Source organism: Mycobacterium sp. E3298, assembly GCF_001666895.1.
Lineage (GTDB): Bacteria > Actinomycetota > Actinomycetes > Mycobacteriales > Mycobacteriaceae > Mycobacterium.
The window spans coordinates 1-13,479 of sequence record NZ_LZJB01000409.1 but is presented as its reverse complement, the minus strand read 5'-3'; the positions used below and the strand labels follow the sequence as shown (position 1 = coordinate 13,479).

Sequence of the window (13,479 nt, the reverse complement as noted above, 5' to 3'; positions counted from 1 at the left end):
GAACTTCTGTTCGGTGTACTCGTCGAGGGCACGCGGCCCGAGCTCACGGCCCAGACCGCTTTGCTTCACGCCGCCGAACGGGAACATCGCATTGACCATGTGCCAGTCGTTGATCCATACCGTGCCGGATTCCAACTCGCGCGCGATAGCCAGTGCCCGTTCGTTGTCGGTGCTCCACACGCCCGCCGACAATCCGTACTCGCTGTCGTTGGCGATCGCGACGGCCTCGGCGTCGTCGGCGTACTCGATCACGACCAGCACCGGCCCGAAGATCTCCTCTCGCGCCACCCGCATGTCGTTGGTTGCGCCGGTCAGGATCGTCGGGGCGACCCAATGGCCATCGGCGAGCCCGGCGTCGGCGGGGACCGCGCCCTGGAACGCGATCTTGCAGCCCTCCTCTTGCCCGAGCGCGATGTACTTCTCCACGCGCGCTTTCTGTTTGGCGGATATCAGCGGCCCGACATCGGTGGCCGGGTCCATCGGATTACCCACGACAAGGGTGGACGCACGGGCGACCAGCCGTCGCACGAACTCGTCGTGAATCGATGCGTGCAGCAACAGCCGGGTTCCGGACTCGCAGGCCTGACCACACATCAGCAGGAATCCGAACAGCGTGCCGTCGACAGCCAGGTCCAGGTCGGCATCGTCGCAAACGATGTTGGCGCCCTTGCCGCCCAACTCCAGGGTGACCTTCTTGACGTTGTCGGCGGCGGCGCGCATCACGGTCTTACCGACTTCGGTCGAGCCGGTGAAAGCCACCTTGCGCACATCGCGGTGTTCGGCGAGCCGGGCGCCGACGACCGGCCCGGATCCCGTGACAACGTTCAGCACCCCCGCGGGCAGCCCGGCTTCGTCGGCCGCCCTGGCCAATTCGAGCAGAGTCAGCGGGGTCTGGTCGTCGGGTTTGAGCACTATCGTGTTGCCGGCCGCCAGGGCGGGGCCCAGCTTCCACACCGCCAGCAGCAACGGAAAATTCCACGGCACGATGCCGGCGCAGACGCCCACGGGCTCGCGACGGAGCAGACCGGTGGCCAGCGTGGGTGCCTCGATCAAGGGGCCGGCTTCCTCGAACGCATACGATCGCGCCTGCGAGGCGAAGTACTTCAGGTGGGCGATCGAGTAGCCCAAGAGAAACGTGCCCGCTGTCCGTGCGGTTGCGCCGTTTTCGCGAACCTGCAGCGCGGTCAACTCGTCGAACCGCGCGGCGAGGTTGCCGGCGATCGCATCGAGGAAACGGGCGCGTTCGTCCGGGGGCGTCAGTCGCCAGACACCGGAGGCATGTGCCGCCCTTGCCGCAGCGACGGCCTCGTCGGCTGCAGCGACATCGCCCCGCGCGACTGTCGCGACCAATTCATTGGTAGCGGGATCGCGCACCTCCAAGCTGCTTGACGCGTCGCGCCAACGCCCGTCGATGTACATCGGATAGTGCGGAATGTCGGTCATGTCTTCCTTATGTTCATCGGATCCGTCGGCGCCAACGTACGAAACTCTTGAATCGATCGGCGGCGTGGTGGGCCGCGCTAACCCCGGCCGGGATCCCCAGCGGGGCAGCAATAATCACGAAAATGATGATGAGGCTCATGAACTGTTCAGAAGCGGATCAGCCCACGCAGATTCACACCCGCGCGCATGTCGTCGTAGCCCTGATTGATCTCTTCGAGCGTGTACTCGCGGGTGACGAGTTCGTCGAGCTTCAGCCGTCCGGCGTGATACAGATCGAGCATGCGGGGGATGTCGTGACGGGGATTCGACGACCCGAAAACCGAACCGCGGACCTGCTTTTCGTACATGATCAAGTCGAACAGCGACATGTCGACGGAGGTGTCCGTCGGGTGCGGGATCGCGGTCATGACCACCCTGCCGCGCTTGCCGACCAGGCTCAACGCCTGCGCTACGTATGCACCCTCAGCCGAGTCGGTGCTGACCACGCATACGTCGGCCATCTGGCCGCGGGTCTGGTCGGTGATCAGGGCGTGGGCCTCCTCGACCGTCGCCGCGGTGTGGGTGGCCCCGAACTCCAGCGAACGGCGGCGTTTGTACTCCACGGGATCGAGCGCGACGATCACGCGTGCGCCCGCGATCCGCGCGCCCTGCACGGCATTCATTCCGATGCCGCCCACACCCATGACCACCACGGTGTCGCCGTCCCGTGCCGCTCCGGTGCGCACCATGCTGCCGTAGCCGGTGGTGACACCGCAGCCGACCAGCGCGGCGGTGTCCAGCGCGGTGGACGGATCGACCTTGATCACCGAGGCCATCGGCACCACGGTGTACTCGGAGAACGTTCCCAGGACGCACATCTGGCCCAGCGCTTGGCCTTTCGCGTGGAATCGGAAGGTGCCGTCGAGTTGCGGTCCGGCGATGATGGCCGCACCGAGCACGCACAGGTTGCTCATCCCGCGCGAACACGGTTCGCAGCGGCCGCAGGCCGGAATGAAACTCAGCACGACCTTGTCGCCCTCGGCCACTTCGGTGACGCCCGGCCCCACCTCGACCACGACGCCCGCGCCCTCGTGCCCGCCGACCACCGGTAGCTGCATCGGCATGTCGCCGGTGACCAGGTGGTCGTCGGAGTGGCACAGCCCGGCGGCGGCCACCTTGACCAGAACCTCGTTCTCCCGCGGCCCGTCGAGGTCGACCTCTTCGACCGACCATTTCTGGTGTAGTCCCCACACCACCGCTGCCTTCGTTTTCATCGAAACCTCCTTGAAGTCAGCGCTTCTCGGGTGTCCAGGTCGCCGGCAGGCTGTTCACACCGTTGATGAAGTTGGCAAGAGCATAGTGGGGCTCGGGCGCTGAGATGTCCGGAATGCGCGTGTAGACCTCGGTCAGCAATGCCTTGAGCATCGTGCGGGCCAGCGCCGCGCCCAGGCAGAAGTGCGGGCCTCCCCCGCCGAAGGCGATGTGCGGGTTGGGGTTTCGCAGAATGTTGAACGAATGGGGTGCGTCGAAGACATCCTCGTCACGGTTGCCCGAGTAGTACCACAGCACGACCTTGTCTCCGGCTTTGATCTGTGAGCCGCGCACGGTGATGTCCTGGGTGGCGGTGCGGCGCATGTGGAGCAGCGGCGATCCCCAGCGCAACACCTCCTCGACGGCGGTGCCGACGCGCCCCTCGACGTCCTCGGCGAGCAGCGCGCGCTGGTCGGGGAACTTCGAGAGGGCGGCGATGGCGTGGGCCGAGGCGTGCCGCGTGGTGTCGTTGGACGCGACGCCCATCAACACGAAGAACGCCTTCAGCTCGTCGTCGGTCATCTTCTTGCCGTCGAACTCGGCCTGCACCATCCACGTCATCAAGTCGTCGCCGGGGTTGGCCCGCCGCTCGGGGATCAGCACCGTTGCCACCTCGTGCAGGTCCATCACAGCGCCCATGAACAGCTCGAGTTCGCTCTGCTCGCCGCGGATGTTCGGGTCGGTCCAGCCCACCAGCCGCTGGGCGGCGGTGACGGCCTTGTCGCGCAGCTCACCGTCGGGCAGCCCGAAGAAGCTGCCGAAGATGCGGCCGGGCAGCTTTACCGACACGAGTTGGACGAAGTCGCCCTCACCAAGGTGCGCCATCTCGCTGACCAGGTCGTGGGCGTGGCCGCGGATCCAGCCTTCCAAGCGGCGCACGTTCTTGGGCTTGAAGGCCTCCGTGGTGATCCCGCGGAGCTGGGTGTGGCGCGGGGCGTCCATGGCGATGAACGACTGCGCGATCTCCACCGCCTCGGGTGCGAAGTCCTCCATCGTGATGCCCTGGGCGGAGGAGAAGATCTCCGGGTGACGGCTGGCCATCCGGATGTCGTCCTGTTTGGTCAGCGACCAGAACCCCCTGGTGTTGAGCTCGGGGGGCAGCAGGTCCGACTCCGCGGGGCGACTCCACGGCACGGGATTCTCCGCGCGCAGGACGGCAAAGGCGGCGTCCCGCTCTTCCGGGGGTCTCGCCCAGAACTCCCGGGCGCTCAGGTCGATGTCTTTGTGGGTGGGCGCGGTCGTGGGTGCGGTCATCAGGGGCCCTTTCTGGCGGTGCGCAGTGGTGCGCGTCACCGCGGCTTCGCCCCCATGCTGGTCAGCGCGACGGCGGTGCGGCATAGGCGCGTGTGCCAATCACTGGCCTGCACGGGCCAGCGCCGGGCACCGCCGATCAGGCGATGGGTGCGCGGAAGGTGGCGATCAGGCCGCCGCCGTCGCGCGCCCCGAATTCGACCCGGCCGCCCATCGCCTCGGCGATCTGCTGCACGATCCACAGGCCGAGCCCGGCGGTGCCCCGCTGGCCGCCCACGCTGACGTATTTGGTGGTCAGCTCGCCAAGGCTTTCGGCCGGGATGCCCGGTCCCCGGTCGGCCACAGTGCAGATCAACTCTCCGCCTTCGCGCGCGCACGCGACGTCGACCGGTTCGCCGCGGCCGTGCCGGGACGCGTTCTCCAGCAGGTTGGTCAGCAGCCGGCGCAGACCCTGGGCGTTGACGGCCACGGCGGTCAGGTCATCGCCGACGCTCAGTCGCAGCCGCGGCACGCCGAGGCCGACCGCGTCGGCGGCCGCGACGATCAGGTCGGCCACGTCGACCCGGCGGACCTTCCCCGCCGAAAACGTCGGGCGGCGACTCAGCGCGACGTCGGAGAGGGCGTCGAGCATGTCGGCGAGGTGGCGCACGTGCCGGGCCACCAGTTGCAGACTGGTTTCCCGGTCGGCCTGCGACATCGGCCGCGCCGAAGTCAGGGCCTCGGTCAGCGCCTCCAGAGACGTGATGGGGGTGCGGAATTCGTGCACCAGAACCTGGAGTCCATCCTGTTGCGACTGGTAGGACCGCAGCAGGCGCGCCCGCAGGTCGCGCTCCTCTTCGGCGGCGGCGTGTTCGGCCTCGGCTTCCACCAGGGCGCGCAGCCGGGAGCGGTGTTCGCGTTCGGCGAGCGTGGACAGCCCCGCGGTGATGACCGCGACGAAGATCAGAAACACCGCCGACCAGCCCGCCAGGAGCGCCGGGGCCGCGGTGGCCGGGAGCCCCGGCGACGAGACCAGCGCGACCGGGATATAAATCGCGCCCAAAAGCACTGCGACCAAGAGGGTTTCACCGAAAGACAGTCGTGCCGCCGAGGCGATCACGGCCAGCGCCAACACCGGGACCACCGGGCTGTACACCCCTCCGCTCAAGGCGATGAGCGCCAGCGTGAACGCCGAGTCGAAGCCGGTGACCAACCATGAATAGCGGGTGCGCCGGACCTCCAGCTGCGGATAGGCCATCACGACGGCCGCGTAGACCATCGCCGCGCCCAACACCGCCAGGGTGGTCGCCGTGTGCTGCCGGAGCCACTGGGGTCCGATCCCCATCAGCACGCCGACCGATACGACGACGGCAACTCGTACCGCGACGACCGTGCGGGCCAGCCCGTAGTCCTCGCCGTCGAAGTCCACCGTGGTTCCGAGGTGATCGAGCGGTCTCACCCAGCTGACCATAGGGTTGGGGTTAGCATCGCGGCAATGACTCGCTCGCCATACGTCGTGGTGATCGTGGATGACCACGAGCTGTTCGCGCAGGGCCTCGCCCTGTTGCTGACCCGCGAGTGGGGCGAACTGTTCAGCGTCGGCGGCCAGACGACCTACGTGGAAGAGGCCGCCGACCTGGTGGCCCGCTGCGACGCGGACGTCGCGATCATCGACCTGTCGATGCCGCCCTTGGGCGGGGTCGCGGCGATCCGGCATGTCAAGGCGCGCCGGCCGAGGACCCGGATCCTGGCGCTGTCGGGTACCGACGACCTGGCACTGGCCGAGGAGGCGTTGCGGGCCGGTGCCGACGGCTTCCTGTCCAAAACCGCGCGGCCCGAGGCGCTGGCGGGGCCCCTATGGACCATCGCGGAGGGCCTGCGGGTCGTCGACGGCGCCCTGCTGGACGCGTTGCTCAGCAACACCCGCAAGCCGCCGTCCGAGCTGCTGGACAATCTCAGCGCCCAGGATCTTCAGCTGTGGACCCTGCTCGCGGCCGGCATGGAGACCGGCGACATCGCCCAGCGGATGCTGGTGTCGGAGCGCACCGCCAAACGCATGGTGGCGTCGCTGCTGCACAAACTCGGGGTCGGCAACCGCATCGCCGCCGCGGCGCTGGCCGGCCGCTACCGGTTGCTCGATGACGTCGCCGAGATCGGCCGGATCAGCTGAGGATCTGGATCGCTTGGGCGGGGCACATCGCGGCCGCCCGGATCACCCGGTCACGCTCGGCTTCGGGCGGGTCGGGCTCGAGCACGACCACTTGATCGGCACCGTCGGGAATGTCGAAAACATCGGGAGCGGCCAGCAGGCACTGCCCGTGTCCCTCACACAGGCCGTAGTCGACGGTGATGCGCATGACCGCCAGTATCGGCGCCCGACGGGCACCGCAGTCGGTCCAATCGCGCCAGATGTGGCCTGGCCGGGCCAGCCCGTCGAGGGCCTTTCAGCCCTACTTTGCGTCGACGCGTACGACGTAGCATCTGCTCATTCTGGAGCCGCCAGTGTCCCTTCCTGAACCGAGAACCCGATCATGACCACCACGCAAACCGAGTCCACCTCCATCGAAGCGCCCGAGGTCGCCGAACAGCGCAGGCACGAAATCGACGCGATCGTCGACGCGGCGGCCGCGGCGGCCCGGGAGTTCCGCAACCTCGACCAGCAACAGGTCGATGCCATCGTCGAGGCGATGGTCCGCGCGGGGGTACGCGCCGCGGGGGAACTGGCAAGTGTCGCGATCGAGGAGACGGGCTTCGGCGTCTTCGAGGACAAAGTCGTCAAGAACTATGTGGCCACCGAGTTCCTGCACGACTATCTGCGGGGCAAGAAATCGGTGGGGGTCGTCGACGAGGACGTCGAGCACAACATCGCCTACGTGGCGGAGCCGATCGGGGTCGTGCTGGCCATCACCCCGGTTACCAACCCGACGTCGACCGTCCTGTTCAAGGCGATCGTCGCCGCGAAGACCCGCAACGCCATCCTCTTCCGGCCGTCACCGTATGCGGTCGGCTGCTGCGAACGCAGCGTGGAGATCCTTCGCACGGCGGCCGAAGCGGCCGGGCTGCCGCCGGGGGCGCTACAGGTCATCCCCGACGCCGCGCACGAGGTCACCCACTACCTGTTCAAACATCCGGGAGTCGACTTCATCTGGGTGACCGGTGGGCCGAAGATCGTGGCGCTGGCGAATTCCGCCGGAAAGCCCGGCCTGTCGGTCGGCCCCGGGAACGCACCGATCTACATCCACAAGACGGCGGACATCAAGGGCGCGGTCGTCGACATCCTGATCTCGAAAACCTTCGACTCTTCTGTCATCTGCCCGGCCGAGCAAACCTGCGTCATCGACGACGAGGTCTATGACGAGATGATGGCCGAATTCGAGCGGATGGGCGCCCAGTTGCTCACCCCGGACCAGGCGAACGCCCTGGCGGAATTCGCGTTTGGCTGCGGCGACAAGGTCTCGCTCGAGGCCGTCGGACAGAAGGCGTCCGAGCTGGCCGACCGGGCGGGCTTCAGCGTGTCACCGACCGTCAAGGTACTGCTGGCGCAGCTGCCCGCCGACTTGGACGAACTCGCCGAACACCCCCTGTTGCAGGAGAAGCTGATGCCGGTGCTCGGCGTGGTGCGGGCACGCAGCGTTCAGCACGCCATCGACGTCGCCGTCCTGGTCACCGAGCACGGCGGTCTGGGCCACACCTCGGCCATCTACGCCAACGACGAGGAGGTCATCGACGCGTACGGCCTGGCGGTCCGCACCGGCCGGATTCTGGTCAACGCCCCCACCGCGGTCGGGGCCCTCGGCGGGGTGTACAACAACCTGACCCCCACCTTCTCGTTGGGTTGCGGCACGTGGGGCGGATCCAGCACGACGGAGAACGTCAACTACCGGCAGCTGCTGAACATCAAGACGGTCTCGCGGCGCCGCACCCCGCCGCAATGGTTCCGCGTCCCGTCCAACACCTACTTCAACGAGGGCGCACTGGACAACCTGCGCGAACTCGACGGCGATACCGTCGTCATCATCACCGATGCCCTCACCGAAGAGCGCGGCGTCGTCGACCAGCTCCGCGGCAAGTTGCGCGCCGAGCACGTGCAGGTCTTCAGCGAGGTGACGCCGGAGCCCGACGAAACCACCATCCGCCGCGGTGTCGCGCTGCTGGAGCGGGCCCAACCCGATCTGCTGCTTGCCGTGGGCGGCGGTTCGGTGCTCGACGCCGGCAAGGCGATCCGGCTGTTCTACGAGCACCCGGAGAAGGGCCTCGAGGAGCTGACGATGCCGTTCCTCGATCCCCGCAAGCGCGTGGCCGATTATCCGGTCGACCGTCATCGTGTCCAATTGGTTGCTGTCCCAACGACATCCGGCACCGGTTCGGAAGTCTCGCCGGCGGCGGTGCTGACGGTGGGCGGCAAGAAGGAGACGCTCGTCGATTACAGCCTGGTGCCCGACCTCGCGATCGTCGACCCGGTCCTGACCTCCTCGATGCCGCAGAAGCTGACCGCCGACACCGGCATCGACGCGCTGACCCATGCTTTGGAGGCCGCGGTCTCGATCTTCGCCTCGCCCTATACGGACGCGCTGTGCGCCCAGGCGGCACGACTGATCTTCGATGCGTTGCCAAGGGCATACGACGACCCCGACGACCTGTCCGCGCGGACCGACATGTCGAACGCCGCAACCCTTGCGGGGCTTGCCTTTTCGAATGCATTCGTCGGGACCAATCACGCGCTCGCCCATGCCGTGGGCGCGAGATTCGGAATCTCGCATGGCCGGGCGAACGGGATTTTCCTGCCGCATGTGCTGCGGTACAACGCAAGCCTGCCAAGCAAGTTCATGCCCGCGCCGGGATATTCCGCCTACGTGGCGCCGGACAAATACGCGCAGCTCGGCCAGCTGATCTTCGGCGGCCATGAACCCGACGAATCCCGCGCCCGGTTATTCCGTGGGGTCGATGATTTGCTCGACCGACTCGACATGCCGCGATCCCTGCGGGAGTACGGCGTCGACGAGGACCAGTACCTGGCCGCGCTGCCCGCGCTGGCGATGACGGCGTTCGAGGACCTCAGCAACCGTACAAATCCGCGGATGCCGTTGGTCAGCGAGATCACCGAATTGCTCCGGCTGGGTTTTTACGGCGCCGCTCAAGGCGATGCTCAGCCGCGTAGCTGAGGCAGCACGTCACGCTCGTACGCGGCGAAGAACCCGTCCATGTCGGGACCGATCTGCTGGACGTACACCTCGTCGATGTCGGCGTCGATGTACTCACGCACCTTCGCGACATGGGTGTCGGGGTCCGGTCCGCAGGTGACCGCTTCGGCGACCTGGTCCGGCGTCACGAGTGACATCAGCGCGGCGAAATCCTTGGGCCGCGGCAGGGTCTGCGCCGACTGCCCGGGCAACGCGTCGTTCCCCCATAACCGGTGCGCCGCCTTGAGCGCCGCCTCCGCATCTTCGTCCCAGCTCACCTTCGTGCCGCCCTGTACCGGTTTGTTGCCACCGCCGGCCTCGCGGAACGTCTTGACCAGGTCCGCCTCCGGCATCACCAGGACGAAGCCGTCGCCGATTCGCCCGGCCAGCTCTGCGCCCTGCGGCCCGAAACCGGACACATAGATGGGCACCGGTTGGTCGGGCCGGGTGTAGATGCGGGCCTCCTGCACCTCGTAGTGCTTGCCGTGGTGGCTCACCTCGCCGCCGCGGTGCAGCAGGCGGATGACGCCTACCGCCTCCTCCAGCATTTCCTGGCGCACACCCACCGAGGGCCACCGATCGCCGAGGATGTGTTCGTTCAGCGCCTCACCGCTGCCCACCCCCAGCACGAAGCGGCTGTCGAGTTGCACCGCGGCGGTTGCGGACGCCTGGGCGATGATCGCCGGATGGGTCCGGATGGTCGGGCACGTCACGGCGGTGCTCACCGGCAGCGACGTCACCTCGGAGAGCGCTCCGATCACGCCCCACACGAACGGACTCTGGCCCTGCTCGTCGTTCCATGGATGGAAATGATCCGAAATCCACAGCGCATCGAACCCGGCCGCCTCCGCGCGCTTGGCCTGGTCGATGAGTTCCTTGGGGCTGTACTGCTCGCAGGACAGGAAGTATCCGATCTTGGTCATGGCGGCGGGCTACCCGCTGTGGCCTGCGGTATGCGCCGGTTTGGCTGTTGATCCGCCGCGCACTTGGGAATTCATCCGCCCGTTCCCGGCGCCAGAGCTCGATCCCGAAAACTATTCGGCTACGGAATCGCCATGCCGGACAGACGGTTTCGCGGCGCTGGGCTAGATCTCACGTCCCGCCCGGGCCACAGCCGCCACGCCGCGCAACCATTCGCGCGGAGGCCGGTGTGACGGGCGTGACCACGCAGCGCGCGCCGGGCCACCCCACGAGAATCCCTTCGCCGATTTGGAGAAGGTGGTTCTCCACAGCCGAGAGACGATTTACGATACCGGTGATCTGTGAGCTCTCCCGACGATCGGAGTCCGTCATCGACGCCTGGATTCTCGATGCGGTGCGCACACCCCGCGGCCGGGGCCGCCCCGACGGCGGCCTGCACGCCGTCCACCCGCAGGCCCTCTTCGCGCGTTGCCTCACCGCGCTCGCCGCGCGGACCGGATTCGAGCCGGCCGACGTCGACGACGTGATCACGGGCAACGGCATCCTCGGCGGCGACCACGGCGACGACATCGCGCGGCTCGCGGTTCTGCTGGCCGGATGGCCCGAGACCGTGCCGGGGATGACGCTGAACCGGTTCTGCGGTTCCGGCCAGCAAGCCGTCACCGTCGCCGCGTCGTCCGTCGCCGCCGGCAATGACGACCTGGTGATCGCCGGCGGGGTGGAATCGATGTCCCGGTGGGGCGTCACCGTCGGAGCCCCGACGATCGACGGCCAGAACCCCGACTTCCGCGAGCGATATCCCACCGTGCCGCAGGGAATTTCGGCCGACCTGATCGCCACCCTGGAGGGGTTCACCCGCGAAACCGTCGACGCCTACGCCGCACAGAGCCAGGAGCGTGCCGCCTTGGCGATCGACGAGGGCCGGTTCCTGCGGTCGCTCCTCGACGTGGCCACACCGAACGGGCCAGTCGAGCGCGACGAACACCCGCGCCCCGGCACCACCACCGAGACGTTGGCACGCCTCAAGCCCGCCTTCGCCGCGATGGGCGACACCCGCCCCGACGGCGAGCAGCACACATTCGACGAAATCTGCACTCAGCGCTACCCCGGCATCGACCACATCGATCACGTGCACCACGCGGGCAATTCGTCCGGGGTGGTCGACGGGGCCGCCGCGGTGCTGGTCGCGTCCTCCAACTGGATGCACGCCGCGGGCGTCACCCCGCGCGCACAGATTCGCGCCGCCGCGGCGATCGGTAGCGAACCGATCATCATGCTGACCGCCCCCGGTCCGGCGGCCCAGCGCTGCCTACAGTGCGCCGGCATGGCGGTCGAAGACATCGACCTCTGGGAGATCAACGAGGCCTTCGCCGCCGTCCCGCTGAAGACGATGCGCGACCTCGACATCGACCCCGAACTGGTCAATGTCAACGGCGGCGCCATCGCCCTCGGCCACCCCATCGGCGCCACCGGGGCGATGCTCATCGGCACCCTCCTGGACGAGCTCGAACGTCGGGACCTGACAACGGGTCTGGTGACCATGTGCACCGGCGGCGGGATGGGCACCGCGACCATCATCGAGCGGGTGTGACCGTGCCGCACACCCTGGAGCTCGACCGGCCGTGCACGGGTGTCGCACTGCTGCGCCTGAACCGCCCCAAGCAACTCAACGCCATCAACGAGGCGATGCAAACCGAATTGCGCGATGCGCTGGCCGATTTGGCCGCCGACCGCGCGGTGCACGCCGTCGTGCTGACCGGCGCAGGCCGCGGCTTCTGCGCCGGAATCGACGTGCGCGACTTCGGCCCCTCGATGCTGGATGCCACCGCGCCCGCGCTGGACCGGATGCACTTCCAGGAGCGGATGGCCGCCCTCGCCGAAGCCGTCCGGGCGTTGCCACAGCCCGTCGTCGCCGCCGTCAACGGGCCGTGCGTCGGGGCCGGGCTCGCGTTGTGCCTGGCGGCCGACATCCGAATCTGTTCGCACGCCGCATCATTCGGCAACGCCGCCATCCTGCTCGGCCTCTCCGGCGCCGAGATGGGCATGAGCTACCACCTGCCGCGCATCGTCGGCACCAGCGTGGCCGCCGACTGGATGCTCACCGGGCGCACCGTCTCGGCCACCGAAGCCGACCGGCGCGGCCTGGTGAGCGAGGTGGTCGAACCGGACCGGTTGGCGGAGCGGGCCGTCGAGCTGGCCGCGCTCATCGCGAGCCATTCCCCGCTGGGCGCGCAGATGACCAAGCGCGCCCTGCAGGTCAACACCGACGCCCCCAGCCTCTCGGCGGCGCTGGAGCTGGAGAACCGCAACCAGGTCATCTCGCATGCCACCGACGAGGCGGCCGAGCGTCGCAAGAAATGGTCGTCGTGACGGGTCCGCTGCGCGGCGTGCGCGTCGTCATGATGGGCGGCCTGGGCCCCGCGCCGTTCGGCGGAATGCTGTTGGGCGACTTGGGCGCCGATGTCATCCGCATCGACGCCCTCGCCGCCGTGGACGGGCCCCTTCCCATCGACTACACGGTGCGCCGCAGCCAGCGATCGCTCGCCGCCGACGCCAAGGAGCCGCGCGGCAGGGAGCTCGTTCATCGCCTGGTCGCCGAGGCGGACGCCTTCGTCGACGTGTACCGGCCGGGGGTGGCCGAACGACTCGGCATCGGCCCGGACGAGTTGCGCGGACGCAACCCCCGTCTGGTCTACGCCCGGATGACCGGCTATGGGCAGGACGGGCCGCTGGCCGGCCACGCCGGTCACGACATCAACTACATCGCTTTGGCGGGCGCCCTGCACGGCATCGGCCCCGCCGAATCCCCGGTGCCGCCGCTGAATCTGGTCGGCGACTACGGCGGCGGCGGGATGCTGTTGGCCGTCGGCCTGCTCAGCGCCATCCTCGAGGCGCGCGAGTCCGGCGCGGGTCAGGTGCTCGATGTCGCCATGGTCGACGGGGTGGCCACCCTGTTGACGCCGTATTTCGGGATGGTGCCCGCCGGCACCTGGCGCGACCGGCGCCACGACAATCTGCTCGACGGGGCCGCCCACTTCTACGGCGTGTACGCCACCGCCGACGGCGGCCACTTCGCCGTCGGCGCCATGGAGCCGAAGTTCTACGCGGAGCTGTGCGATCGCCTCGGCGTCGACGTGCCGCACGCCGACGACGCGCCGGGCGCGTGGCCCGCCCATCGCGCCGCCCTGGCCACCCGCTTCGCCGAGAAGTCGACCGAGGAGTGGCAGCGGCTCCTCGATACCCCGGGATGCTGTGCGACACCGGTGCTTTCGCTGGCCGAGGCGCCACGGCACCCGCACCTCACCGCGCGGCGAACATTCATCGACGTCGAAGGCGTCACCCAACCCGCCCCGGCGCCCCGGTTCTCCAGCTCCAGCGCCGCCGAGAGGCTGGGGGCGTCGGTGTTGACCTGCAG

The 13,479-nt window shown here is 68.4% G+C and carries 11 protein-coding genes; 5 read left to right on the top strand and 6 right to left on the bottom strand.

Features of this window, described 5'->3' with window-relative positions:
* The 4 genes from A9X05_RS19490 to A9X05_RS19475 form a co-directional block, all read right to left on the bottom strand.
* The coding region (locus A9X05_RS19490) for an aldehyde dehydrogenase (protein ID WP_067783490.1) at positions 1–1,443 on the bottom strand (1,443 nt) is incomplete at its 3' end.
* Between the two features lie 146 nt (positions 1,444–1,589).
* Positions 1,590–2,696 (bottom strand): NDMA-dependent alcohol dehydrogenase, encoded by a 1,107-nt coding sequence (locus A9X05_RS19485; protein ID WP_067783487.1) that lies wholly within the window; start codon positions 2,694–2,696, stop codon positions 1,590–1,592.
* Positions 2,697–2,712: 16 nt separating this feature from the next.
* Positions 2,713–3,987 (bottom strand): cytochrome P450, encoded by a 1,275-nt coding sequence (locus A9X05_RS19480; RefSeq protein ID WP_067756458.1) that lies wholly within the window; start codon positions 3,985–3,987, stop codon positions 2,713–2,715.
* Between the two features lie 136 nt (positions 3,988–4,123).
* Positions 4,124–5,422: a sensor histidine kinase KdpD gene (locus tag A9X05_RS19475; protein WP_231969155.1), complete on the bottom strand. Its 1,299-nt coding sequence runs from the start codon at positions 5,420–5,422 to the stop codon at positions 4,124–4,126.
* A 36-nt stretch (positions 5,423–5,458) separates the two neighbouring features.
* Here A9X05_RS19475 and A9X05_RS19470 point away from each other — a divergent pair, with 36 nt between their 5' ends.
* The gene (locus A9X05_RS19470; RefSeq protein ID WP_197499133.1) at positions 5,459–6,133 is read left to right on the top strand and encodes a response regulator transcription factor; all 675 of its coding nucleotides are present in this window, start codon (positions 5,459–5,461) and stop codon (positions 6,131–6,133) included.
* On the opposite strand, the gene A9X05_RS19465 is transcribed toward A9X05_RS19470, so the two are convergent.
* Entirely contained in the window at positions 6,126–6,320 is a 195-nt protein-coding gene (locus A9X05_RS19465; protein WP_067756466.1) for a ferredoxin, read from the bottom strand. The two genes, A9X05_RS19470 and A9X05_RS19465, sit on opposite strands and share 8 nt — an antisense overlap.
* A gap of 174 nt (positions 6,321–6,494) precedes the next feature.
* Here A9X05_RS19465 and adhE point away from each other — a divergent pair, with 174 nt between their 5' ends.
* Entirely contained in the window at positions 6,495–9,125 is a 2,631-nt protein-coding gene (gene adhE / locus A9X05_RS19460) for a bifunctional acetaldehyde-CoA/alcohol dehydrogenase (RefSeq protein WP_067783481.1), read from the top strand.
* Here the strand turns inward: adhE and A9X05_RS19455 are convergent.
* Positions 9,110–10,066 (bottom strand): LLM class F420-dependent oxidoreductase, encoded by a 957-nt coding sequence (locus tag A9X05_RS19455; RefSeq protein ID WP_067783479.1) that lies wholly within the window; start codon positions 10,064–10,066, stop codon positions 9,110–9,112. The genes adhE and A9X05_RS19455 overlap by 16 nt on opposite strands.
* A gap of 392 nt (positions 10,067–10,458) precedes the next feature.
* Here A9X05_RS19455 and A9X05_RS19450 point away from each other — a divergent pair, with 392 nt between their 5' ends.
* From A9X05_RS19450 to A9X05_RS19440, 3 genes are all read left to right on the top strand, one after another.
* Positions 10,459–11,655, top strand: coding sequence for an acetyl-CoA C-acetyltransferase (locus A9X05_RS19450; protein WP_231978437.1), 1,197 nt, complete (start codon positions 10,459–10,461; stop codon positions 11,653–11,655).
* Complete coding sequence (locus A9X05_RS19445) at positions 11,652–12,434, top strand: enoyl-CoA hydratase/isomerase family protein (RefSeq protein WP_067783476.1); 783 nt, start codon at positions 11,652–11,654, stop codon at positions 12,432–12,434. Before A9X05_RS19450 ends, A9X05_RS19445 begins: the two co-directional genes overlap by 4 nt.
* A partial coding sequence (locus A9X05_RS19440) for a CaiB/BaiF CoA-transferase family protein (protein WP_067783496.1) occupies positions 12,431–13,479 on the top strand: 1,049 nt, incomplete at its 3' end. The genes A9X05_RS19445 and A9X05_RS19440, both read left to right, overlap by 4 nt.

What these genes read in the sequence shown, in the direction of transcription:
- A9X05_RS19485 (WP_067783487.1), bottom strand. Translation starts at nt 2,696, where the DNA reads ATGAAAACGAAGGCAGCGGTGGTGTGGGGACTACACCAGAAATGGTCG.
- A9X05_RS19480 (WP_067756458.1), bottom strand. Translation starts at nt 3,987, where the DNA reads ATGACCGCACCCACGACCGCGCCCACCCACAAAGACATCGACCTGAGC.
- A9X05_RS19470 (WP_197499133.1), top strand. Translation starts at nt 5,459, where the DNA reads ATGACTCGCTCGCCATACGTCGTGGTGATCGTGGATGACCACGAGCTG.
- A9X05_RS19465 (WP_067756466.1), bottom strand. Translation starts at nt 6,320, where the DNA reads ATGCGCATCACCGTCGACTACGGCCTGTGTGAGGGACACGGGCAGTGC.
- adhE (WP_067783481.1), top strand. Translation starts at nt 6,495, where the DNA reads ATGACCACCACGCAAACCGAGTCCACCTCCATCGAAGCGCCCGAGGTC.
- A9X05_RS19455 (WP_067783479.1), bottom strand. Translation starts at nt 10,066, where the DNA reads ATGACCAAGATCGGATACTTCCTGTCCTGCGAGCAGTACAGCCCCAAG.